The sequence below is a fragment of the Streptomyces sp. NPDC053432 genome, from assembly GCF_055585365.1.
The window spans coordinates 125,466-146,281 of record NZ_JBVJKF010000009.1; the positions used below are offsets into that span (position 1 = coordinate 125,466).

Consider the following 20,816-nt stretch of genomic DNA (forward strand, 5'->3'; position numbering starts at 1 on the left):
TAGGGGAACCCGGGGGCGGGCAGACGGAATCAGGTTTCCGTCTGCCTGCCCTTTCCCCCTGTTCTTGCTGGAGGTCTGATGGGCCGCTACCTCATCCGCCGACTCATACAGGCGATCCCTGTCCTGCTCGGTGCCACGTTCCTTATCTACTTCCTGACCTTCAAGATGCCGGGAGCTGACCCGATCCAGCTCCTCGCCGGCGAGAAGAAGGCAGACCCGCTCGTCGCTGCCATGCTGCGGCAGAAGTACCACCTCGACGACCCGTTCCTGCTGCAGTACTGGAACTACATCGTCGGCGTGCTCCAGGGTGACCTCGGTGAGACCCTGACCGGTCGCAAGGTCATCGACATGTTCTCCGAGGCCTTCCCCTACACGGTGAACCTCGCCTTCGTGGCCTTCGCCATCGAGGCCGTCGTCGGCGTCCTGGCCGGTGTCATGGCCGCCCTGCGCCGCGGCAAGTTCCTCGACCAGCTGGTCCTGATCTCCACGCTGATGGTCATCTCCATCCCCGTGTTCGTCACCGGCTTCGTGCTGCAGCTGACCCTCGGCGTCCAGCTCAAGAACGACTGGGGCATCGACTTCTTCCCCGTCTCCTTCAACGAGCACGACGGCATCCGCGCCTACCTGCTCCCGGCGTTCGTCCTGGCCTCCACGTCCCTCGCGTACGTGGCCCGCCTGACGCGCACCAGCCTCATGGAGACGATGCGCGCCGACTACGTGCGCACCGCGACCGCCAAGGGCCTGCCGCGCCGCCGCGTCGTCATGAACCACGCGCTGCGCAACGCGCTCATCCCGATCGTCACGTTCCTGGGCGCCGACCTCGGCTCGCTCATGGGCGGCGCGGTCATCACCGAGCGGATCTTCAACATCCACGGCGTCGGCGGCCTGCTCGCCAAGTCCGTGTACCTCAAGGAAGGCGCGGTCGTCGTCGGCGGTGTGACCATCCTGGTCCTCGTCTACCTCATCGCCAACCTGCTTGTGGACCTGCTCTACGCCGTGCTCGACCCGAGGATCCGCTATGCGTGACACAACTACGGTGGAGGACTCGATGACCGACACCCAGCTCGCCGGCACCTCCTCCGCCGGCGCAGCGACCTCCGCGACCGACCGCAAGAAGAAGAAGGACCGCGAGGCGAGCCTCTGGTCCGACGCGATGCGGGACCTGCGCCGCAACCCGGTCTTCGTGATCGGTGCCGCCCTCGTCCTGTTCATGCTGGTGGTCGCGGCCTTCCCGAGCTGGTTCACCTCCATCGACCCCTTCGCGAGCGGCGCCTGCCAGCTCTCGGACTCGCTGAAGACCCCCAGCGCGGACCACTGGTTCGGCTTCGACATCCAGGGCTGCGACGTCTACGCCCGCACCGTGTTCGCCGCGCGCAACTCGGTGATCGTCGGCATCGTCACCACCGCCCTGGTGATCCTCGTCGGCGGCGGCCTCGGCCTCCTCGCCGGCTGGGTCGGCGGCATCACGGACAGCATCCTGTCCCGCTTCACCGAGATCTTCTTCGCGATCCCGCTGCTGCTCGGCGGCATGCTGATCATGTCCGCCCTGCCGGGCAACGCGTGGACGGTCTCGCTGGTGCTCGCCATCCTCGGCTGGCCGCAGATCTTCCGCATCATGCGGTCGTCGGTGCTCCAGAACAAGAACAACGACTACGTGGTCGCCGCGCGCGCCCTCGGAGCCGGCACCCTGCGCATCACCCTGCGGCACATCCTCCCGAACGCCATCGCGCCCGTCATCGTGGTCGGCGCGATCAGCCTCGGTGTGTACATCTCCGCCGAAGCGGCGCTGTCCTACCTCGGCATCGGCGTCCAGCCGCCGCAGATCTCCTGGGGCCTCATGGTCAGCGACGCCTCCGTCCGCTGGCTGCAGGCACCCCACGTGCTCCTCTTCCCGGCCGCCGCGCTGAGCGTCACCGTTCTCGCGTTCATCATGGTCGGCGACGCGGTGCGCGACGCCCTCGACCCGAAGCTGCGCTGAGGAAGGGCGTACGTTGACCAACATCAGCAAGACCTCGACCGTCCCCGCGCCCCGCTCGGCGCCGGAGGGCACCCCGCTCCTCGAAGTGCGCGACCTGCACGTCGAGTTCCACACCCGCGACGGCGTCGCCAAGGCCGTCAACGGTGTCTCGTACTCGGTGAACGCCGGCGAGACCCTCGCCGTCCTCGGCGAGTCCGGCTCCGGCAAGTCCGTGACGGCGCAGGCCATCATGGGCATCCTGGACATGCCCCCGGGCAGGATCCCCTCCGGCGAGATCCTGTTCCAGGGCCAGGACCTGCTGAAGCTCCCGGCCGAGGAGTACCGCAAGATCCGCGGCTCCAAGATCGCGATGATCTTCCAGGACGCCCTGTCCTCGCTGAACCCGGTGCACACCGTCGGCGCCCAGCTCGGCGAGATGTTCCGCGTGCACCGCGGCATGTCGAAGAAGGACGCCACGGCCAAGGCCGTGGAGCTCATGGACCGCGTGAAGATCCCCGCCGCCAAGGCGCGCGTGGGTGACTACCCGCACCAGTTCTCCGGCGGTATGCGCCAGCGCATCATGATCGCCATGGCGATGGCGCTGGAGCCCGAGCTGATCATCGCCGACGAGCCCACCACGGCTCTCGACGTGACGGTTCAGGCCCAGGTCATGGACCTGCTCGCGGAACTCCAGCGCGAGATGAACATGGGTCTTATCCTGATCACCCACGACCTCGGCGTCGTCGCCGACGTCGCGGACAAGATCGCCGTCATGTACGGCGGCCGGATCGTCGAGAACGCCCCGGTCCACGAGATCTACAGCCGACCGGCCCACCCGTACACCCGCGGTCTGCTGGACTCGATCCCGCGCCTGGACCAGAAGGGCCAGGAGCTCTACGCGATCAAGGGCCTGCCGCCCAACCTGCTCAACATCCCCACGGGCTGCGCCTTCAACCCGCGCTGCCCCAAGGCCCAGGACATCTGCCGCACCGACGTTCCCGTCCTGCACCAGGTGACCGAGCAGGACGGCACGGAGCTGCCCGGCCGCGGCAGCGCGTGCCACTTCTGGAAGGAGCAGCTCCATGGCTGAGCTCACCAAGAACGCCCCCGAGCGCGAGCCGATCCTCCAGGTGCGCAACCTGGTCAAGCACTTCCCGCTGACCCAGGGCATCCTGTTCAAGAAGCAGGTCGGCGCGGTCAAGGCCGTGGACGGGGTCTCCTTCGACCTCTACCGCGGTGAGACCCTCGGCATCGTCGGCGAGTCCGGCTGTGGCAAGTCCACCGTCGCCAAGCTGCTGATGAGCCTGGAGACGGCCACCGCCGGCGAGGTCTTCTACAAGGGCCAGGACATCACCAAGCTGTCGGGCAAGGCCCTCAAGGCCGTCCGCCGCAACATCCAGATGGTGTTCCAGGACCCGTACACCTCGCTCAACCCGCGCATGACGGTCGGCGACATCATCGGCGAGCCCTTCGAGATCCACCCCGAGGTGGCTCCCAAGGGCGACCGGCGCCGCAAGGTCCAGGAGCTCCTGGACGTCGTGGGTCTGAACCCGGAGTACATCAACCGCTACCCGCACCAGTTCTCCGGCGGCCAGCGCCAGCGCATCGGCATCGCCCGCGGCCTCGCGCTCAACCCGGAGATCATCATCTGCGACGAGCCGGTCTCCGCGCTCGACGTGTCGGTGCAGGCGCAGGTCATCAACCTGATGGAGAAGCTGCAGGACGAGTTCGACCTGTCCTACGTCTTCATCGCGCACGACCTGTCGATCGTCCGGCACATCTCGGACCGCGTGGGCGTCATGTACCTCGGCAAGATGGCCGAGATCGGCTCCGACGCCGAGATCTACGAGCACCCCACGCACCCGTACACGCAGGCGCTGCTCTCCGCGGTGCCGGTGCCGGACCCGGAGGCCCGTGAGGGCCGCGAGCGCATCATCCTCACCGGTGACGTCCCGTCCCCCGCCAACCCGCCGTCGGGCTGCCGCTTCCGCACCCGCTGCTGGAAGGCCGAGGACCGGTGCGCCACGGAGGAGCCGGTGCTGGCGATCCCGACGCGCTTCCTGGGTGTCGACACCCCGGCCGCGCACGAGTCGGCGTGCCACTTCGCGGAGGAGAAGGCCGTTCTGGCCGTCTGATCCGGCGTAGCCGTACGGCTTCCAGGGCGCCCGGTACCGGACTCATCCGGCACCGGGCGCCCTGGCGTTTGCCTGCGGGGCGCGGGGCGGGGCGCGGGCGCTGGTGGCGGGGCCGACGGGTGCGGCGCCGCCGCCGGGGCTCCGCCCCGGACCCCGCGCCTCAAACGCCGGCGAGGCTGGATCGGCCCCCGGGCGGAGTTGCGCGGGCCGTGTGCGCGCCCGGACAGTGTGCGGATGCGAGAACCGCACCGTCCGCTGTGCGTCCGGCCCGCCGGGCCCGGGGACGCGCCCGACATCTGCGCCCTGCTCAACGCCGTCGACATCGCCGAGATCGGCAGACCGGAGACCGACCTCGGCACCGTCGAAGCCGATCTCAACCACCCCGGGATCGACCTGGCCACCGACTCCTGGCTCGCCTTCCGCGCGGGCCGCCTCGTGGCCTACGCCCTCGTCTGGGCCGACTCCGGCCCCGGCCGTGTCGACGGGGACCACTACGTGCTGCCGGGCCCGGAGCACGAGGAGGCCGCCGTCCGGCTGCTCGCGCTCATGGAGCGCCGGGCCCGTGAACTGGCCCTGGCGGCCGGGGCCGATCAGGGCCGCCTGCGGATCCAGCTCAACGTCGAACCCACCATCGACCTCTCCCTGCTGACCGCCCGCGGCTACCGCACCGTGCGCCGCCACCAGGTGATGACCAGGGCCCTCGCCCCCGCCGCGGACCTCCCGCCGGCGCCGCCGCAGGGGCTGACCCTGCGCCACTGCGCCACCGACGTGGCCGACCGCCGCCGGGCCCACGCCCTGGTGGAGGAGACCTTCGCCGCACACTTCGGGCACGTGGAGCGCGCGTACGAGCCGTGGCTCGACCACATCGACGCCCGCACGCTCGACTGGTCCCTCGTCTGGATCGCCTCCCTGCCCGGCCGGGGCGACGTGGCCGTGCTCCTCACCCGCGACGACCGCACCGCCATGGGCTGGATAAGCCATCTCGGCGTACGGGAGGACCTGCGCGGCCGCGGCATCGGCGGGTACCTGCTGCGCCACGGTTTCGCCGCCTACGCCGCCCGCGGCCGGCGCACCGTCGGTCTCGGCGTCGACATCCGCAACGAGACCGGCGCGCTCGCGCTGTACGAGGCGCACGGCATGGGCCTGCACTACGCGGTCGGGACGTGGGAGCTGCCTTTGCACCCGCATGGGTGACAGGCATCGGACGTGAGGGTGCAATCGGTCCAACCTGAAGTGCACGGGGCCCCTTATGGGGCGACATTGACCCCAATCGAGTCTTGGGATCACAGGAGGCACTTCATGCGCGGAGCCACCCACGCCAAGTGGGCCGCATGTGCGGTGGCCGTCGCCCTCGCGGCGACGGCCTGCGGCGGCGGCAGTGACAGCGGCGGGGGCGGTGGCTCGGGAATCGTCAGCTCCTCCTGGGGCGATCCCCAGAACCCGCTGGAGCCGGCCAACACCAACGAGGTGCAGGGCGGCAAGGTGCTCGACATGCTCTTCCGCGGTCTCAAGCGGTACGACCCGAAGACCGGCCAGGCGAACAACATGGTCGCCGAGAAGATCGAGACGACGGACAGCCAGAACTTCACGATCACACTCAAGGACGGCTGGAAGTTCAGCAACGGCGAGCCCGTCACCGCCCAGTCCTTCGTGGACGCCTGGAACTACGGCGCGGACGTGCGCAACAAGCAGAACAACTCGCCCTTCTTCTCCGACATCGTCGGCTACGCGGACGTGCACCCGGCGTCCGGCGAGCCCAAGGCCAAGACGATGTCCGGGCTGGTCGTCAAGAGCCCCACCGTCTTCACGGTCGCCCTGAAGGACAAGTTCTCCACCTGGCCCGAGACCCTCGGCTACCAGGCCTTCTCCCCCCTGCCCAAGTCCTTCTTCACCGACCACTCCGGCTGGCTGAACAAGCCCGTCGGCAACGGCCCTTACACCGTGAACTCGTACACCAAGGGCACCGGGATGCAGCTGCGCAAGTGGGACGCGTACGCCGGCCCGGACAAGGCGCAGAACAGCGGCGTCGACCTCAAGGTCTACACCGACAACAACACCGCCTACACCGACCTGATCTCCGGCAACCTCGACCTCGTCGACGACGTCCCGGCGCAGCAGCTGAAGAACGTCAAGAACGACCTCGGCGACCGCTACATCAACCAGCCGGCCCTCATCATCCAGACCCTCACCTTCCCGCTGTACGACCCGCAGTGGAACAAGGAGGGCAGCGAGAAGGTCCGCCAGGGCATCTCGCGGGCCATCAACCGCGACGAGATCACCAAGCAGATCTTCCGTGAGACCCGCACCCCCGCCAAGGACTGGACCTCCCCGGCCCTCGGTGAGAAGGGCGGCTTCTCCGCGACGATCTGCGGCGACGCCTGCGTCTACGACCCGGCCGAGGCCAAGAAGCTCATCCAGGAGGGCGGCGGCCTGCCCGGCGGCAAGGTCACGCTGACCTCCAACGTGGACACCGGCTCGCACCGCGACTGGATGGACGCCGTCTGCAACAGCGTCAACAACGCGCTGGGCGAGGGACCCGTCTGCACGGTCAACCCGGTCGGCACCTTCGCCGACTTCCGCAACCAGCAGAGCAGTTACAAGCTCACCGGCCCCTTCCGCTCCGGCTGGCAGGCCGACTACCCGCTGATCCAGAACTTCCTGCAGCCGCTGTACTACACCGGCGCCTCCTCCAACTACGGCAAGTTCAGCAACCCGGACTTCGACAAGCTCGTCGACGAGGCCAACCGGGAGAGCGACTCCGCCACGGCGATCACGAAGTTCCAGGACGCCGAGAAGGTCCTCGCCCAGCAGATGCCGTCCATCCCCCTCTGGTACCAGAACGGCAGCGCGGGCTACTCCGAGCGGCTCTCGGACGTGACGCTCAACCAGTTCAGCGTCCCGGTGTACGACCAGATCAAGGTCAGCTGACCGACCCCCGGATCGAACCTGGAGCAGTCCATGGGACGTTATGTGATCCGGCGGCTGCTCCAGATGATCCCCGTGTTCATCGGCAGCACGTTCCTGATCTTCTTCATGGTGTACACGCTCGGCGACCCGGTCGCCGCCCTCTTCGGCGACAAGGCCCCCGACCCGGCGACCGCCGCGCGCATCCGCAAGGACCTCTACCTCGACCAGCCCCTGTGGAGGCAGTACCTGCACTACATGGGCCAGATCTTCCAGGGCGACTTCGGCACGGCCTTCAACGGCCAGTCGGTGACCGAGCTGATGGCCTCGGCCTTCCCCGTCACCCTGCGCCTGACCCTGGTCGCGATCTTCTTCGAGATCGTCATCGGCATCACCCTCGGCGTGATCAGCGGACTGCGCCGGGGCAAGGCCACCGACACCTCCGTGCTGGTGATGACCCTCGTGGTCATCTCCGTGCCCACGTTCGTGACGGGCTACCTGCTCCAGTTCGTCTTCGGCGCCCAACTGCACTGGGTGCGCTCCACCGTCTCCCCGGACGCCCCGTTCAACGAGCTGATCCTGCCCGGCCTCGTGCTCGCCCTGGTCTCCCTGGCGTACGTCACGCGCCTGACCCGCACCTCCATCGCCGAGAACGTCAAGGCCGACTACGTCCGCACCGCCGTCGCCAAGGGCCTGCCGCGCCGCCGGGTCGTCACCCGCCACCTGCTGCGCAACTCCCTGATCCCGGTGGTCACCTTCATCGGCACCGACATCGGCGCCCTGATGGGCGGGGCCATCATCACCGAGCGGATCTTCAACATCCACGGCGTCGGCTACCAGCTCTACCAGGGCATCCTGCGCAACAACTCGCCCACGGTGGTCGGGTTCGTGACCATCCTCGTCATCGTCTTCCTGCTGGCGAACCTGCTCGTCGACCTGCTCTACGCGGTCCTGGACCCGAGGATCCGTTATGCCTGATCCCGAGCGCCCCGAACCCGCCGGCTTCGACCCCGTGGGCCCCCGTCCGAAGGAGGCGGTCTCTCCCACGGGCCAAGGGGGACCCATGGATCTCGCGCTGGACGAGGCCGAAAGCGTGGAAGGCATCGAGAAGACCGCCGGACCGGGCGCCCCGGGTCCCCGGGAGCGGGCCCGCTCCCTGTGGTCCGACGCCTGGCACCAGCTGAGCCGCAACCCCGTCTTCCTCGTCTCCGCGGCTCTGATCCTCTTCCTCGTCGTCATCTCGGTCTGGCCGCAGCTCATCGCGAGCGGCGACCCCCTCCAGTGCGACCTCTCCAAGTCCCAGCAGGGCTCCGAACCCGGCCACCCGTTCGGCTACGACACCCAGGGCTGTGACGTCTACACCCGCACCGTCTACGGAGCCCGTGCCTCCATCACCGTGGGCGTCTGCGCCACCCTCGGCGCCGCCCTGCTCGGCTCCGCCCTCGGCGGCCTCGCCGGCTTCTTCGGAGGCTGGGGCGACTCCCTGCTCTCCCGGGTCGCCGACATCTTCTTCGGCATCCCGGTCGTCCTCGGCGGCCTGGTCTTCCTGTCGGTCGTCACCAGCACCACCGTCTGGCCGGTCGTCGGCTTCATCGTGCTCCTCGGCTGGCCGCAGATCGCCCGCATCGCCCGCGGCTCGGTGATCACCGCCAAGCAGAACGACTACGTCCAGGCCGCCCGCGCCCTCGGCGCGGGCAACGGCCGGCTGCTGCTGCGGCACGTCGGCCCCAACGCCGTCGCCCCCGTCATCGTCGTCGCCACGATCGCGCTGGGCACGTACATCTCCCTGGAGGCGACCCTGTCCTTCCTCGGCGTGGGACTGCGACCGCCCACCGTCTCCTGGGGCATCGACATCTCCAACGCCGCCACCCAGATCCGCAACGCCCCGCACATGCTGTTCTGGCCCGCGTGCGCCCTGAGCATCACGGTGCTCGCCTTCATCATGCTCGGCGACGCGGTGCGCGACGCCCTCGACCCCAAGCTGCGCTGAGGAGCCCCGTACATGCTGCTCGAAGTCCGCGACCTGCACGTGGAATTCAAGACGCGCGACGGAGTCGCGAAGGCGGTCAACGGCGTCGCCTACTCCGTGGACGCGGGCGAGACCCTCGCCGTGCTCGGCGAGTCCGGCTCCGGCAAATCGGTGACCGCCCAGGCCGTGATGGGCATTCTGGACATGCCGCCCGGCCGCATCACCAGCGGCGAGATCCTGTTCAAGGGCGAGGACCTCCTGAAGATGAAGGAGGACCAACGGCGCAAGGTCCGGGGCGCCGGGATGGCCATGATCTTCCAGGACGCGCTGTCCTCCCTGAACCCCGTACTGAGCGTGGGCGCGCAGCTCGGCGAGATGTACGAGGTGCACCGCGGGATGTCGCGCAAGGACGCCAAGGCCAAGGCCGTCGAGCTGATGGACCGGGTGAAGATCCCCGCGGCCAGGGCGCGGGTGGGGGACTACCCGCACCAGTTCTCGGGCGGCATGCGCCAGCGCATCATGATCGCCATGGCGCTGGCCCTGGAGCCCTCCCTGATCATCGCGGACGAGCCGACCACCGCCCTGGACGTCACCGTCCAGGCCCAGGTGATGGACCTGCTGGCAGAGCTCCAGCGCGAGCTGCACATGGGCCTCATCCTGATCACCCACGACCTGGGCGTGGTCGCCGACGTGGCCGACAAGATCGCCGTCATGTACGCGGGCCGGATCGTCGAGGCGGCCCCCGTCCACGCCATCTACAAGGCCCCGGCACACCCGTACACCCGCGGCCTGCTGGACTCGATCCCGCGCCTGGACCTGAAGGGCCAGGAGCTCTACGCCATCAAGGGGCTGCCGCCGAACCTGCTGGCCATCCCCTCCGGCTGCGCCTTCAACCCGCGCTGCCCGATGGCCCGGGCCGTGTGCCGCACCGACGTACCGCCCCTGTACGCGGTGACCGGGACCCCCGGGGAGCGGACCAGCGCCTGCCACTTCTGGAAGGAGTGCCTCCATGGCTGAGCCCCTTCTCGAAGTGAAGGACCTGGTCAAGCACTACCCGCTGACCCAGGGCATCGTCTTCCGCAAACAGGTCGGCGCGGTCAAGGCCGTGGACGGGGTCTCCTTCGGACTGCGGGCCGGCGAGACCCTCGGCATCGTCGGCGAGTCCGGCTGCGGCAAGTCCACCGTCGCCAAGATGCTGGTGAACCTGGAACGCCCGACCGCGGGCGCGATCTCGTACAAGGGCGAGGACATCACCACACTGTCGGGCCGGGCCCTCAAGGCCGTCCGCCGCAACATCCAGATGGTGTTCCAGGACCCGTACACCTCGCTCAACCCCCGTATGACGGTCGGCGACATTATCGGCGAGCCGTACGAGATCCACCCCGAGGTGGCCCCGAAGGGCGACCGGCGCCGCAGGGTCCAGGAGCTCCTCGACGTGGTCGGCCTCAACCCCGAGTACGTCAACCGCTACCCGCACCAGTTCTCCGGCGGCCAGCGCCAGCGCATCGGCATCGCCCGCGGCCTCGCCCTGCGGCCCGAGATCATCGTCGCCGACGAGCCGGTCTCCGCGCTCGACGTCTCCGTCCAGGCCCAGGTGATCAACCTCCTGGAGCGGCTCCAGAACGAGTTCGACCTGAGTTACGTGTTCATCGCGCACGACCTGTCGATCGTGCGGCACATCTCCGACCGGGTCGGGGTGATGTACCTGGGCCGGATCGTGGAGATCGGCTCCGACGCCGAGATCTACGACCACCCGACCCACCCGTACACGCAGGCCCTGCTGTCGGCGGTGCCCGTCCCCGACCCCGAGGCCCGCGCCCACCGCGAGCGGATCATCCTCAGCGGCGACGTCCCCTCCCCGGCCAACCCGCCGTCGGGCTGCCGCTTCCGCACCCGCTGCTGGAAGGCGCAGCCCCGCTGCACGGCGGAGGTGCCGCTGCTCGCCGTGCCCGAGGCCTTTCCCTCCGGCCCGGCGGCCCACCCCTCGGCCTGTCACTTCGCGGCGGAGAAGCAGGTGGTGCCGCCCGTGCCGGCCGTGCCGCATGTGCCGCATGTGCCGCACGTGCCGCCGGAGGGCGGCGCGGTCGGGGAGACCCCGGACACCGGGGGCGTATGACCCGGCGCAGGGCGCCCGTCCGGGGCGCACGTCCGGGCCGTTCCGGCCGAATGCGCCCCCGCCGCGCCGGACATGCCGGAGCACCGATCATTTCCGGCCACGCCCTACGGCCTCCGGCCGACCGTTAGGGATGGCGAGATGGGAGTGCAACTCGGTTAACATGTAGGCAACTTGACCGTTTCTGCCCCGAGATCCGGGGCGTGCAGCCTGTGTGACGTGCGGCCGTGCGGGTGCCGACAGCCGACCGGAGGGGGCCAGAACCCCTCCGGTCGGCCTCTGGTGTGACCCAGCCCATGCGCGGCGTGCGCCCCTCGTGCTGCCGGAATTCGATCGATGCGCTGGTACGGATAGTTATGATCCGTAGCAGATGGTGGGTATGAGTCCTGCCGAGCACTGATGCGCGTACCGATGTCCGCTCGACGTGGAGGTGAACCGCCGTGGCACTCTCGATCTCGGCCGTGGTGCTGCTGGCGATCGTCGTCTTCCTGCTGGTCCGCAGGTCGGGCCTGAAAGCGGGACACGCGGTGGTCTGCGTACTGCTCGGCTTCTACCTGGCGAGCTCCACGATCGCCCCGACCCTGAGCCAGCTCACCTCCAACGTGGCGAGCATGATCAGCGGCCTCAAGTTCTGAGCCCGGCGACCGATCCGGCCTGAGCCGAAAGACAGGCCCTAGGCTGGGCCCATGAACGGTCTCCCCGCCCGTCGGCTGCTCCTCGTGCACGCGCACCCGGACGACGAGTCGATCAACAACGGCGTCACCATGGCCAAGTACGCGGCCGAGGGCGCCCACGTCACGCTGGTCACCTGCACCCTCGGCGAGGAGGGCGAGGTCATCCCGCCCGCCCTCGCGCACCTCACGGCCGACCGCGACGACACCCTCGGTGCCCACCGCGTCGGCGAGCTCGCCGACGCCATGGCGCAACTCGGGGTCACCGACCACCGGTTCCTCGGCGGCCCCGGCCGCTTCCGGGACTCCGGGATGATGGGCGCCCCGCAGAACGACCGTCCCGAGGCCTTCTGGTCCGCCGAGGTGGACGAGGCCGCCGCCCACCTCGTCGAGGTGATCCGCGAGGTCCGCCCGCAGGTGCTCATCACCTACGACCCCGACGGCGGATACGGGCACCCCGACCACATCCAGGCCCACCGGGTCGCCACCCGCGCCGCCGAACTGGCCGCGGAGGGCGCCTACCGGCGCGACCTCGGCGAGCCGCACCGGATCGCGAAGGTCTACTGGAACCGCGTCCCGCTCTCCGTGGTGGAGGAGGGCTTCGCCGAACTGCGGGCGACCGGGACCGAGTCGCCCTTCCCGGGGATCGCCTCCCCGAAGGACGTGCCCGGGGTCGTCGCCGACGAGCGGATCACCGCCGAGATCGAGGCGCCCGCGGAGCTCGCGGCGGCGAAGGCGGCCGCGATGCGCGCCCACGCCACCCAGATCGCCGTGGAGGGGGCCTTCTTCGCGCTCTCCAACGACCTCGGGCAGCCGCTGTTCACCCGCGAGTACTACGAACTCGTCGCGGGCGAGCCGGGCGCCCCGGCGGGCGAGCGCGAGCGCGACCTGTTCGCGGGGGTCGGGGCATGACCGCGGCGCTCACCCCGGGGCGGATCGCCGCCGCCCTGGGCCTGCTGGTCCTCGGCGCGCTGACCGGCCTGGCCGGCTGGCTCGTAGTGGACCTGTGGTTCCCCTTCGGGCTGCTGCTCGCGCTGCTGGCCCTCTTCGGGCTGTTCCTGGGCGGCCGGATCGCCCTCGGGACGGGGCTCGGCGTGGGCGGGCCCGTGGCCGGCTGGTTCCTCGCGTACGTGATGCTCGGTGTCCCGCGGCCCGAGGGCGACTTCCTGCTGAGTTCGTCCGGAATCGGTATGTACGCCTACCTTTTGGGCGGTACGGTGCTCGCTGTGATGTGCGCCACCCTGCGCGGCCCGCTCGACCGGCCGATTCCGGCCGCACGGCCCGTCAAGTGACGTGGTGTCGGACTCCGTCGAGCAATCCTGGGAGGCTGCGGGCGAGGGGCCGTCGGGCCGCCGGGCGGGGGTTCGGTGAGGGGTCCGGGGAACCCCTGAATCCCCGGGGTCAGTTGCGTCCGGGCGGCGGCCAGTATGGTGGACGGGCCGCCGAGCTGCCCGCGCACGGTATGACGGGCGGCGGAGCCAACCGGGAGAACCTGCCTTGAGTCGTGAAACCGCCAGTTCGTCCTCCGGGTCCAAAGGGCCCGGTGGAGCCGCCTACCCCTCGGGTACGCCGCCGTATGGAACCGGCCAGTCCCCGGAGGAGACCCCTGTGACCTCGAACCCGTCAACGCCCGATCCCGACGGGCCCAAGACCGAGACCACGCTGACGACCCGGATCCGGATCAACATCCCGGGTTCGCGGCCGATCCCGCCCGTGGTCGTACGCAAGCCCATGGGCACCAACTCGGGCTCGGCGGACAACGGCCCGGACGCGCCGCAGCACTCCGAGCCGGCGCAGCGCCCGGCCCTGCCGGCCGCGCCCGCCCAGGCCGAGCCGCGCCTGGAGCAGCGGCCGAAGCCCCAGCCGACCCGGATCCAGGCCGAGCCCGAGCCGGCCGCCGAGGCCGAGGCACCGACCAGCAACTGGTTCGCCCCCCGCAAGGCACCCACCCCGGCGCCGGCCCCCGCGCCCGCCCCGGCCCCCGCGCCGCTGCCGACCCGGTCCGCCGGGGGCCCGGCCGCCGGAGGTCCGGCCGCCCCGCAGCTGCCGACCCGCTCCGCCGGTGCCTCTCTCCCCGGTGCGCCGCTCCCCGGTGCGCCGCTCCTCGGCGACTCGCTCCCCGGCCCGATGGCGGCCGCGGCCCCCGCGCCCGGACAGGCGCCGATGCCGCCGAACCCGGCCGTGCCCGGCGCCGGTTTCGCGCCCCGGCCGCCCACGCCCGCCGCGCCGATGTCGGACCTCGCCCACGGCTTCGGCCCGGGTCCCGTGCCCGGCGCCCCGGCCCCCGCGGGCCCCGTACCGGGCGGCCTGGTCCCCGGTGCCCCCGGCCCCGACGCCCTCGGCGTCGACGGCACGCAGCCCCTGCAGACGTTCCGGGCCGATCAGGCCGCCGGCCCCGCCGGCCCCACCGCCGGTCCCGGACTCGGCAGCGGCCCCGGCGGCGCGGACGCGCCGCCCCGCTGGCCCGGTCCCGGCCTGGACACCCCGTCCCCCTCCACGGCGCGCGTTCCGGCGCCCGGGCCGGCCGCGCCGCGCCCCGCGCCCGCGCAGGCGAAGGCCGCCCCCGCCAAGAAGAAGGGCCGCTCCAAGGCGGTCCTGATCGGCGGCGGCGTCGTCGTCCTGTTCGGCGTGGCCTACGGCGCCGGCCTGCTGCTGAACCACTCCGACGTCCCCAAGGGCACCACCGTCCTCGGCGTCGACATCAGCGGCAGCCGCGACGAGGCCGTGGCCAAGCTCCAGACCGCCTTCGGCACGCGCGCCGCCGCCCCGCTCCAGGTGAGCGTCGGCGGCAAGCAGGCCGAGTTGAAGCCCGACAAGGCCGGCCTGAGCCTCGACGCCCAGACCACCGTCCGCAACGCGGCCGGCAGCGACTACAACCCGATCACCGTCATCGGCTCGCTCCTCGGCAACCAGCGCGTCGCCGACCCGGTGATGCCGGTCGACGAGGAGAAGCTCCAGGTGGCCCTCCAGGAACTCGCCGGAACCGCGGGCACCGCCACCGAGGCGACGATCAAGTTCGACACCGGCAAGGCCGTCGCCGTCCCCGGCAAGGCCGGCACCACCCTCGACGTCGACGCCTCCGTCCCCATCGTCGCCAAGGCCTTCCGCGCCATGGTCGAGACCGGCAAGTCGGCCCCGCCCGAACTGCCCGTCACCACCAAGGCGCCGACCATCGAACAGGCCGAGATCGACCGGGCGATGAAGGAGTTCGCCGAGCCCGCGATGTCCGCCAACGCCATCGTCAAGATCGGCAACAAGCCCATCGCCTTCGGCGCCAAGTCCCTGCCCAAGATCCTCAGCATGCAGCCCGTGGACGGCCACCTCGTCGAGAAGTACGACCTCGAAGCGCTCAAGGCCACGTACGGGAACACCTGGGACGGGGTCCTGATCACCCGGGGCACCGGCGAGAAGACCCCGGTCACCCCGCAGGACGTGGCCGGCGCCCTCACCAAGGCCCTGCGCGGCAAGACCACGGCCGAGCGCACCGTGGTCGTCGACACCAACCCCAGCTAGACGACCCTGGGCTCACGACCGTGCCCCCGCCCGGACCCCGGGCGGGGGCACCGTCATGTCCACGGCATGACATCCGTCATGCGGCCCTCACGACGGGCGACACTGCCGCGCGGCACCCCCAGGCGGCGAAGCTCTACCCATGACGACGACGACCGCGACACGCACCGCGCAGCCCGCCACCGACACCGTGGTGAGCTTCGAGAACGTGACCAAGAGCTACGGCACGGTCCGGGCGGTCGACGGGCTCTCCCTCGCGCTCCACCCGGGCGAGACCGTCGCGCTCCTCGGCCCCAACGGCGCCGGCAAGTCCACCACCCTCGACCTCCTCCTCGGCCTGCGCCCCGCCGACTCCGGCTCCGTACGGCTCTTCGGCACCACCCCGCGCGAGGCCGTCGCCGCCGGCCGCGTCGGCGCGATGCTCCAGAGCGGCGGCCTGATGGAGGAGGTGACCGTACGGGAGATCGTGGCGCTCGGCTGCGCCCTGCACCCCCGCCCGCACCCGGTCGACCAGGTCCTCTCCCGGGCCGGCATCGACAAGATCGCCGACCGCAAGGTCGACAAGCTCTCCGGCGGCCAGGAGCAGCGCGTGCGCTTCGCCCTCGCCACCGTCGGCGACAGCGACCTCATCGTGCTCGACGAGCCGACCACCGGCATGGACGTGACCTCCCGCCAGTCCTTCTGGGCCACCATGCGGGAACAGGCCGAGCAGGGCCGCACCGTCCTCTTCGCCACGCACTACCTGGAGGAGGCCGACGCGATCGCCGACCGCGTCATCGTCCTCTCCAAGGGCCGCGTCCTCGCCGACGGCACCGCCGCGGAGATCAAGGCGAAGGCCGGAGCCCGGAAGATCACCTTCGACGTGACCGACCCGGCCGACACCTCCCGCCTGCGCGAGCTGCCCTTCCTGACGTCCTTCGAACAGCACGGCGACACCGTACGGATCCAGTCCCGCGACGCCGACGCGACCGTCCACGCCCTGTACGCACTGGGGCTCTACCCCCGCAATCTGGAGGTCGCGGGCCTCGGCCTGGAACAGGCCTTCATCGCCCTCACCGAGGCCGAGGAGGCCACGAAGTGAACGCCCTCATCAAGCTCGAGATCGTCCGCGCCCTGCGCAACAAGAAGTACCTCTTCTTCACGGTCCTCTACCCGGCCGCCCTGTTCCTGATGCTCGGCGGCACCCTCGACGGCACCACCAAGGTCATGGGCACCGAACTGACCATGCCCGCCTTCTACATGGTCGCCATGGCCTCCTTCGGCGCCCTGACCGCCGTCCTGGTGGGCAACAGCGAGCGCATCGCCAAGGAACGCGAGAAGGGCTGGGTCCGCCAGCTGCGCCTCACCCCCCTCCCCGGCCGCGGTTACGTCCTCGCCAAGACCGCCGGAGCCGGGGTCCTGTCCCTCCCGGCCATCCTCGTCGTCTTCGCGGTGGCCGCCACCGTGAAGGACGTACGGTTCGACGCCTGGCAGTGGCTCGCCCTCACCGGCGCCATCTGGGCCGGCAGCCTCGTCTTCGCCGCGCTCGGCGTCGCCCTCGGCTACCTCGCCAGCGGGGACAACGTCCGCCCCATCACGATGCTGGTCTACTTCGGCCTCTCCATCCTCGGCGGCCTGTGGATGCCCACCGCGAACTTCCCGCAGTGGCTCCGCAACGTCTGCGAATGGCTCCCCACGCGCGCCTACACCGGTCTCGGCCAGGCCATCGAGCTCGGCGGAGCCCCCCACGCGAAGGACGTGGCGATCCTCGCGGTGTACTTCGTACTGTTCACCGGTGCGGCCGCCTGGCTGTACCGCAAGGACTCACTGAAGGCGTGAAGCCGTGGCGCTGACCAAGGAAGCCGAAGACGTCCCCCGATTGGGGATGGGCGTGAAGCCGCTGACCTTCCGCCAGCAGCTGGTGAAGGCCCTGTGGATCGGCATCTGGCTGTTCTACCTGAGCGCGCCCGTCACCGACCTGATCCGCGGCGGGCACGCCACCGGGCCCCGGATCCTGGGGGCGCTGGGCCTCGTCGCCTTCGTCGCCTGGTACCTGGTGCTGGTCTTCCGCACCGTCCGGCAGATGGCCGTCCCGAGGGTCCTGGTCTCGCTGGCCGTGCTCGCCGCGCAGGCCACCGTCCTGTCGCTGACGCTGGGCCGCGAATGGCTGGTGCTCTTCGTCTACGTGTCCATCTCCTCCGGCGCCGCACTGCCGGGCGAGGTCTCCCGCTGGACGGTCCCGGCCGCCACCGCGCTCCTGACGGCCACCGCCTACGCGGTGCCCGGCGGAGACGCCTACCTGGCCGGCCTGCTGATTCCGGCGCTGATGGGCGGCTTCGCGATGGTCGGCATCCGCGCCATGATCCGCACCACCCTGGAACTGCGCGAGGCGCGGGCCACGGTGGCGCAGCTCGCCGCCAACGAGGAACGCCTGAGGATGGCCCGCGACCTGCACGACCTGCTGGGCCACTCGCTGTCCCTGATCACGCTCAAGAGCGAGCTGGCCGGCCGGATGCTGCCCGACCACCCCGACCGGGCCGCCCAGCAGGTCGCGGACATCGAGCAGGTCAGCCGCCAGGCGCTGGTCGACGTACGCGAAGCCGTGAGCGGCTACCGGCGGCCCACCCTGCCCGGAGAACTCGCGGGCGCCCGGACCGCGCTGGCGGCCGCCGGCGTCGTCGCGAAGCTGCCCGCGGGGGACGGCACCGACCTGCCGGGCGAACTGACCGAGGAACAGGAGTCGGCCCTGGCCTGGTCGCTGCGTGAAGCGGTCACGAACGTGGTCCGGCACAGCGGCGCGAAGCGGTGCGCGGTCAGCCTGGAGACGCCCCAGACGCTGGAGGGCCCGGTGGTGGAGCTGACGGTCCGGGACGACGGCGCGGGCGGCCACGCCACCCCCGGCAACGGCCTCACCGGCCTGACGGAACGCCTGGAGGCGGTCGGCGGCACCCTGTCGGCCGGCCCGGCCGGCACATCCGGCTTCCGACTGGTCGCCCGCATCCCCCTAGGATCTCGGTCATGAGCCCACGCCCCATCCGCATCCTGCTGGCGGAGGACCAGTCGATGGTCCGCGAGGCCCTCGCCGCGCTGCTCGGCCTGGAGCCGGACATCGAGGTACTGGCCCAGGTCGCCCGCGGCGACGAGGTGGTGGAGGTGGCCCGCGCGCACGACGTGAACGTGGCCCTCCTGGACATCGAGATGCCGGGCATGACCGGCATAGAGGCGGCCGCGGCCCTGCGCGCCGCCCTCCCCGACCTCCGCATCGTCATCCTCACCACCTTCGGCCGCCCCGGATACCTGCGCGGGGCGATGGAGGCGGGCGCCTCCGCCTTCCTGGTCAAGGACGCGCCGGCCGCGCAGCTGGCGGCGGCCGTACGGAAGGTCCTCGACGGGGAGCGGGTCATCGACCCCGCCCTCGCGGCGGCCGCCCTCGCGGAGGGCGCGAACCCCCTCACGGAGCGGGAACGGGAGGTCCTGCGGGCGGCGGAGTCGGGCGCCACCAACGCCGAACTGGCCGCCCGCCTCCACCTCTCGCAGGGCACGGTCCGCAACTACCTCTCGACGGCGATCCAGAAACTGGCGGCCCGCAACCGGGCGGAAGCGGTCCGCACGGCCCGCGAAAAGGGCTGGCTCTAGCGGCGCGAGATCCAGCCCCTCCGGCGTGTGAGGAGCGGGGGCCGGGGCGGAGGGAGGCCCGCGCAGCCGGTCAGTTCAGCAGGGCGCGGGCCGCCGAGGCCTCGGCGCGGATGCGGGCCGCCGCATCGGCGTCGACCGCCGACACCACCTCCGCGTACGCCTCCAGCTCCGCCGCCCCCTCCCGGAACGCCCCGCGTTCCACCAGCAGCCGCGCCCGCTCGTACCGCAGCGCTGCTGGATGCGACGGCAGCAGCAGCGACAGCTCCAGCGCCCACAGCGCGACCCCGGAGTGCTCCGGGCGGGCCGACGCCCACGCGCGGATGTTGTTCAGGATCCGCAGCACGATGTCGAGCGTCCGCGCCGGCGTCCGCGGCCCGGAGGCCAGCTCCGCCGGCCCCGCCCCCAGCGACGCGCCGCCCGCGAACGGGTCGACCACCACGCCCTCCTCCGGATCCCCGAAGCCCACCACGAAGTGCCCCGGCAGGCCCAGCCCGTACACCGGCGCCCCCGCCCGCCGGGCGACCTCCAGCCACACCACCGACAACAGGATCGGCAGGCCGCGCCGCCGCCGCAGCACCTCGTGCAGCAGCGAGGACGAGAGGCGGTCGTAGTCCGCCGGGGTGCCGTGGAAACCGAGCCTGCCGCCCAGCAGTTCCGTGACCGCGGAGGCCCACTCCCGCGCGCCCACCAGGCCGTACGGCAGCATCCCCGCCAGCCGGTCCAGCTCGATCTGCGCCCAGTCCATGACGCGTTCGTCGAGCTCCGGGTCGCCCTCCGCCGCCAGCAGCAGGCACAGCACCGCCAGATCGGGCCGCTCCGCCCGGGCCTCCGCCGCGAACTGCTCACGCCACCGCGAGGTCACGAGCCCGCCGCCCGGTAGTGGTGGTACGCGTGGTGCGTCGCGAACCCGAGCCCGTCGTACAGCGCCCGGGCACCCGCGTTGTCCGTCTCCACCTGGAGCCACGCCGCCGACGCGCCCTCCTCCAGCGCCCGCCGCGCCAGCGCCGCCATCACGGCCGTCGCCAGACCCTCCCGGCGGTGCTCCGGATCGACCGTCACCGCCGCGAAGCCCGCCCAGCGCCCGTCGACCACCAGCCGGCCGATCGCCCGGCCCGCGGGCAGCGCCGCGAACCACACCGACGGCCCCTCCACGAGCATCCGGCGCGCCACCTCCGGGTCGGAGACCTTCCCGTAGCGGCCGAGCCACGCCTCGTCCGGGACGCGGGTCAGACGTACGGACCCGGCCCCGGGCGCCTCGACGTCGGCCACCGGCGCCAGCGCCCCGATCCGTACCTCCGCCGACACCTCGGACGCCCAGCCCCGCCGCTCCAGCTCCGCGCACAGCAGCTCCTGGGTGCCCGCGGCCCCCGTCGCGGCCTGCACATAGGCCGGAAGGTCACGTTCCGCGTACCAGGAGGTCACTCGGGCGAGTGCATCGTCCAGCGGTATGCCCGGGTCTCCGAGCGGCAGCACGGAGTTGGCCCGCCGGGTGAAACCGGCCGCCGCCCGCAGCGTCCACTCGCCGAGCGGTTCGCTCTCCAGCGGCTGCCAGGACCGCGCCGCGACCCGCGACAGCTCCTCGAAGGAGGCCGCCGGGCCCCGTCTGCGGGCCGGCGCCGGGGGTACGACCTTGCCCGCGACCAGCGCCGATTCCGCGATGCGGACGGATTCGCCGTTCTTTCGTGTGATCAGCAGCACACCCCGGTCCCAGGATGTGAGAACTCCGACCGTGTCCGTGAACTGGGGTGATCCGCCCAGCTCGCCTTCCGCCCGTCGTACGGACACCCGTTTACCCACGTCAGCCGGGGTGATTCGGACCTCCAGCAGTCCGCCCGCAGTGAATTCCACAGCTCTGTCCGCCCCTCCTGTTCGGATCGTGCCCGGGAACGGAGATACTAGGTGTGGGCATCGACGACGCCGCGCTCCCGCGCGATATGGACAG

Annotated in this window: 20 protein-coding genes; 18 read left to right on the plus strand and 2 right to left on the minus strand. The window is 71.3% G+C overall.

Features of this window, described 5'->3' with window-relative positions; genetic code table 11:
- The first annotated feature begins 78 nt into the window (after positions 1–78).
- The 18 genes from ACZ6Y1_RS17255 to ACZ6Y1_RS17340 all read left to right on the plus strand — a co-directional run bounded on the left by ACZ6Y1_RS17255 (position 79) and on the right by ACZ6Y1_RS17340 (position 18,874).
- A complete protein-coding gene (locus ACZ6Y1_RS17255) occupies positions 79–1,026 on the plus strand; it encodes an ABC transporter permease (RefSeq protein ID WP_469629520.1) in 948 nt (315 codons plus the stop codon).
- Entirely contained in the window at positions 1,019–1,978 is a 960-nt protein-coding gene (locus ACZ6Y1_RS17260; protein ID WP_469629525.1) for an ABC transporter permease, read from the plus strand. Before ACZ6Y1_RS17255 ends, ACZ6Y1_RS17260 begins: the two co-directional genes overlap by 8 nt.
- A 13-nt stretch (positions 1,979–1,991) precedes the next feature.
- Complete coding sequence (locus ACZ6Y1_RS17265) at positions 1,992–3,047, plus strand: ABC transporter ATP-binding protein (protein WP_469629528.1); 1,056 nt, start codon at positions 1,992–1,994, stop codon at positions 3,045–3,047.
- Positions 3,040–4,092 carry an ABC transporter ATP-binding protein gene (locus tag ACZ6Y1_RS17270; RefSeq protein WP_469629531.1) on the plus strand — a complete coding sequence of 351 codons (1,053 nt, stop codon included), beginning with the start codon at positions 3,040–3,042 and terminating at the stop codon, positions 4,090–4,092. Before ACZ6Y1_RS17265 ends, ACZ6Y1_RS17270 begins: the two co-directional genes overlap by 8 nt.
- A gap of 234 nt (positions 4,093–4,326) precedes the next feature.
- Entirely contained in the window at positions 4,327–5,286 is a 960-nt protein-coding gene (locus tag ACZ6Y1_RS17275; RefSeq protein ID WP_469629534.1) for a GNAT family N-acetyltransferase, read from the plus strand.
- A 105-nt stretch (positions 5,287–5,391) separates the two neighbouring features.
- The gene (locus ACZ6Y1_RS17280; RefSeq protein ID WP_469629537.1) at positions 5,392–7,020 is read left to right on the plus strand and encodes a peptide ABC transporter substrate-binding protein; all 1,629 of its coding nucleotides are present in this window, start codon (positions 5,392–5,394) and stop codon (positions 7,018–7,020) included.
- Between the two features lie 30 nt (positions 7,021–7,050).
- Positions 7,051–7,974 (plus strand): ABC transporter permease, encoded by a 924-nt coding sequence (locus tag ACZ6Y1_RS17285; protein WP_469629539.1) that lies wholly within the window; start codon positions 7,051–7,053, stop codon positions 7,972–7,974.
- A gap of 85 nt (positions 7,975–8,059) precedes the next feature.
- Positions 8,060–8,986 (plus strand): ABC transporter permease, encoded by a 927-nt coding sequence (locus tag ACZ6Y1_RS17290; RefSeq protein ID WP_469629542.1) that lies wholly within the window; start codon positions 8,060–8,062, stop codon positions 8,984–8,986.
- 12 nt (positions 8,987–8,998) lie between these two features.
- Complete coding sequence (locus ACZ6Y1_RS17295) at positions 8,999–9,982, plus strand: ABC transporter ATP-binding protein (RefSeq protein ID WP_469629545.1); 984 nt, start codon at positions 8,999–9,001, stop codon at positions 9,980–9,982.
- On the plus strand, positions 9,975–11,081 hold the full coding sequence (locus ACZ6Y1_RS17300; RefSeq protein ID WP_469629548.1) for an ABC transporter ATP-binding protein: 1,107 nt from the start codon (positions 9,975–9,977) through the stop codon (positions 11,079–11,081). Before ACZ6Y1_RS17295 ends, ACZ6Y1_RS17300 begins: the two co-directional genes overlap by 8 nt.
- Positions 11,082–11,518: 437 nt before the next feature.
- The gene (locus ACZ6Y1_RS17305) at positions 11,519–11,713 is read left to right on the plus strand and encodes a hypothetical protein (RefSeq protein ID WP_053677094.1); all 195 of its coding nucleotides are present in this window, start codon (positions 11,519–11,521) and stop codon (positions 11,711–11,713) included.
- A gap of 51 nt (positions 11,714–11,764) precedes the next feature.
- A complete protein-coding gene (mshB, locus tag ACZ6Y1_RS17310; RefSeq protein ID WP_469629551.1) occupies positions 11,765–12,661 on the plus strand; it encodes an N-acetyl-1-D-myo-inositol-2-amino-2-deoxy-alpha-D-glucopyranoside deacetylase in 897 nt (298 codons plus the stop codon).
- On the plus strand, positions 12,658–13,041 hold the full coding sequence (locus ACZ6Y1_RS17315; RefSeq protein ID WP_469629554.1) for a DUF6113 family protein: 384 nt from the start codon (positions 12,658–12,660) through the stop codon (positions 13,039–13,041). The genes mshB and ACZ6Y1_RS17315 overlap by 4 nt, the downstream gene beginning before the upstream one ends.
- Before the next feature lie 316 nt (positions 13,042–13,357).
- Entirely contained in the window at positions 13,358–15,262 is a 1,905-nt protein-coding gene (locus tag ACZ6Y1_RS17320; protein ID WP_469629557.1) for a peptidoglycan binding domain-containing protein, read from the plus strand.
- Positions 15,263–15,401: 139 nt separating this feature from the next.
- Positions 15,402–16,340 carry an ABC transporter ATP-binding protein gene (locus ACZ6Y1_RS17325; protein ID WP_469629562.1) on the plus strand — a complete coding sequence of 313 codons (939 nt, stop codon included), beginning with the start codon at positions 15,402–15,404 and terminating at the stop codon, positions 16,338–16,340.
- Entirely contained in the window at positions 16,337–17,077 is a 741-nt protein-coding gene (locus ACZ6Y1_RS17330) for an ABC transporter permease (protein ID WP_469629565.1), read from the plus strand. The genes ACZ6Y1_RS17325 and ACZ6Y1_RS17330 overlap by 4 nt, the downstream gene beginning before the upstream one ends.
- A 46-nt stretch (positions 17,078–17,123) precedes the next feature.
- Complete coding sequence (locus tag ACZ6Y1_RS17335; protein ID WP_469629981.1) at positions 17,124–18,260, plus strand: sensor histidine kinase; 1,137 nt, start codon at positions 17,124–17,126, stop codon at positions 18,258–18,260.
- Positions 18,257–18,874: a response regulator transcription factor gene (locus tag ACZ6Y1_RS17340; protein ID WP_469629568.1), complete on the plus strand. Its 618-nt coding sequence runs from the start codon at positions 18,257–18,259 to the stop codon at positions 18,872–18,874. The genes ACZ6Y1_RS17335 and ACZ6Y1_RS17340 overlap by 4 nt, the downstream gene beginning before the upstream one ends.
- A 70-nt stretch (positions 18,875–18,944) precedes the next feature.
- Here ACZ6Y1_RS17340 and ACZ6Y1_RS17345 read toward each other — a convergent pair whose 3' ends face one another.
- Together ACZ6Y1_RS17345 and ACZ6Y1_RS17350 are read right to left on the minus strand one after the other, a co-directional pair.
- Positions 18,945–19,736 carry a transglutaminase family protein gene (locus ACZ6Y1_RS17345; protein WP_469629572.1) on the minus strand — a complete coding sequence of 264 codons (792 nt, stop codon included), beginning with the start codon at positions 19,734–19,736 and terminating at the stop codon, positions 18,945–18,947.
- On the minus strand, positions 19,733–20,722 hold the full coding sequence (locus ACZ6Y1_RS17350) for a GNAT family N-acetyltransferase (RefSeq protein ID WP_469629575.1): 990 nt from the start codon (positions 20,720–20,722) through the stop codon (positions 19,733–19,735). The genes ACZ6Y1_RS17345 and ACZ6Y1_RS17350 overlap by 4 nt, the downstream gene beginning before the upstream one ends.
- Positions 20,723–20,816: the final 94 nt, after the last annotated feature.

What these genes read in the sequence shown, in the direction of transcription:
- ACZ6Y1_RS17255 (WP_469629520.1), top strand. Translation starts at nt 79, where the DNA reads ATGGGCCGCTACCTCATCCGCCGACTCATACAGGCGATCCCTGTCCTG.
- ACZ6Y1_RS17260 (WP_469629525.1), top strand. Translation starts at nt 1,019, where the DNA reads ATGCGTGACACAACTACGGTGGAGGACTCGATGACCGACACCCAGCTC.
- ACZ6Y1_RS17270 (WP_469629531.1), top strand. Translation starts at nt 3,040, where the DNA reads ATGGCTGAGCTCACCAAGAACGCCCCCGAGCGCGAGCCGATCCTCCAG.
- ACZ6Y1_RS17275 (WP_469629534.1), top strand. Translation starts at nt 4,327, where the DNA reads ATGCGAGAACCGCACCGTCCGCTGTGCGTCCGGCCCGCCGGGCCCGGG.
- ACZ6Y1_RS17280 (WP_469629537.1), top strand. Translation starts at nt 5,392, where the DNA reads ATGCGCGGAGCCACCCACGCCAAGTGGGCCGCATGTGCGGTGGCCGTC.
- ACZ6Y1_RS17285 (WP_469629539.1), top strand. Translation starts at nt 7,051, where the DNA reads ATGGGACGTTATGTGATCCGGCGGCTGCTCCAGATGATCCCCGTGTTC.
- ACZ6Y1_RS17290 (WP_469629542.1), top strand. Translation starts at nt 8,060, where the DNA reads ATGGATCTCGCGCTGGACGAGGCCGAAAGCGTGGAAGGCATCGAGAAG.
- ACZ6Y1_RS17295 (WP_469629545.1), top strand. Translation starts at nt 8,999, where the DNA reads ATGCTGCTCGAAGTCCGCGACCTGCACGTGGAATTCAAGACGCGCGAC.
- ACZ6Y1_RS17300 (WP_469629548.1), top strand. Translation starts at nt 9,975, where the DNA reads ATGGCTGAGCCCCTTCTCGAAGTGAAGGACCTGGTCAAGCACTACCCG.
- mshB (WP_469629551.1), top strand. Translation starts at nt 11,765, where the DNA reads ATGAACGGTCTCCCCGCCCGTCGGCTGCTCCTCGTGCACGCGCACCCG.
- ACZ6Y1_RS17315 (WP_469629554.1), top strand. Translation starts at nt 12,658, where the DNA reads ATGACCGCGGCGCTCACCCCGGGGCGGATCGCCGCCGCCCTGGGCCTG.
- ACZ6Y1_RS17325 (WP_469629562.1), top strand. Translation starts at nt 15,402, where the DNA reads ATGACGACGACGACCGCGACACGCACCGCGCAGCCCGCCACCGACACC.
- ACZ6Y1_RS17335 (WP_469629981.1), top strand. Translation starts at nt 17,124, where the DNA reads ATGGGCGTGAAGCCGCTGACCTTCCGCCAGCAGCTGGTGAAGGCCCTG.
- ACZ6Y1_RS17340 (WP_469629568.1), top strand. Translation starts at nt 18,257, where the DNA reads ATGAGCCCACGCCCCATCCGCATCCTGCTGGCGGAGGACCAGTCGATG.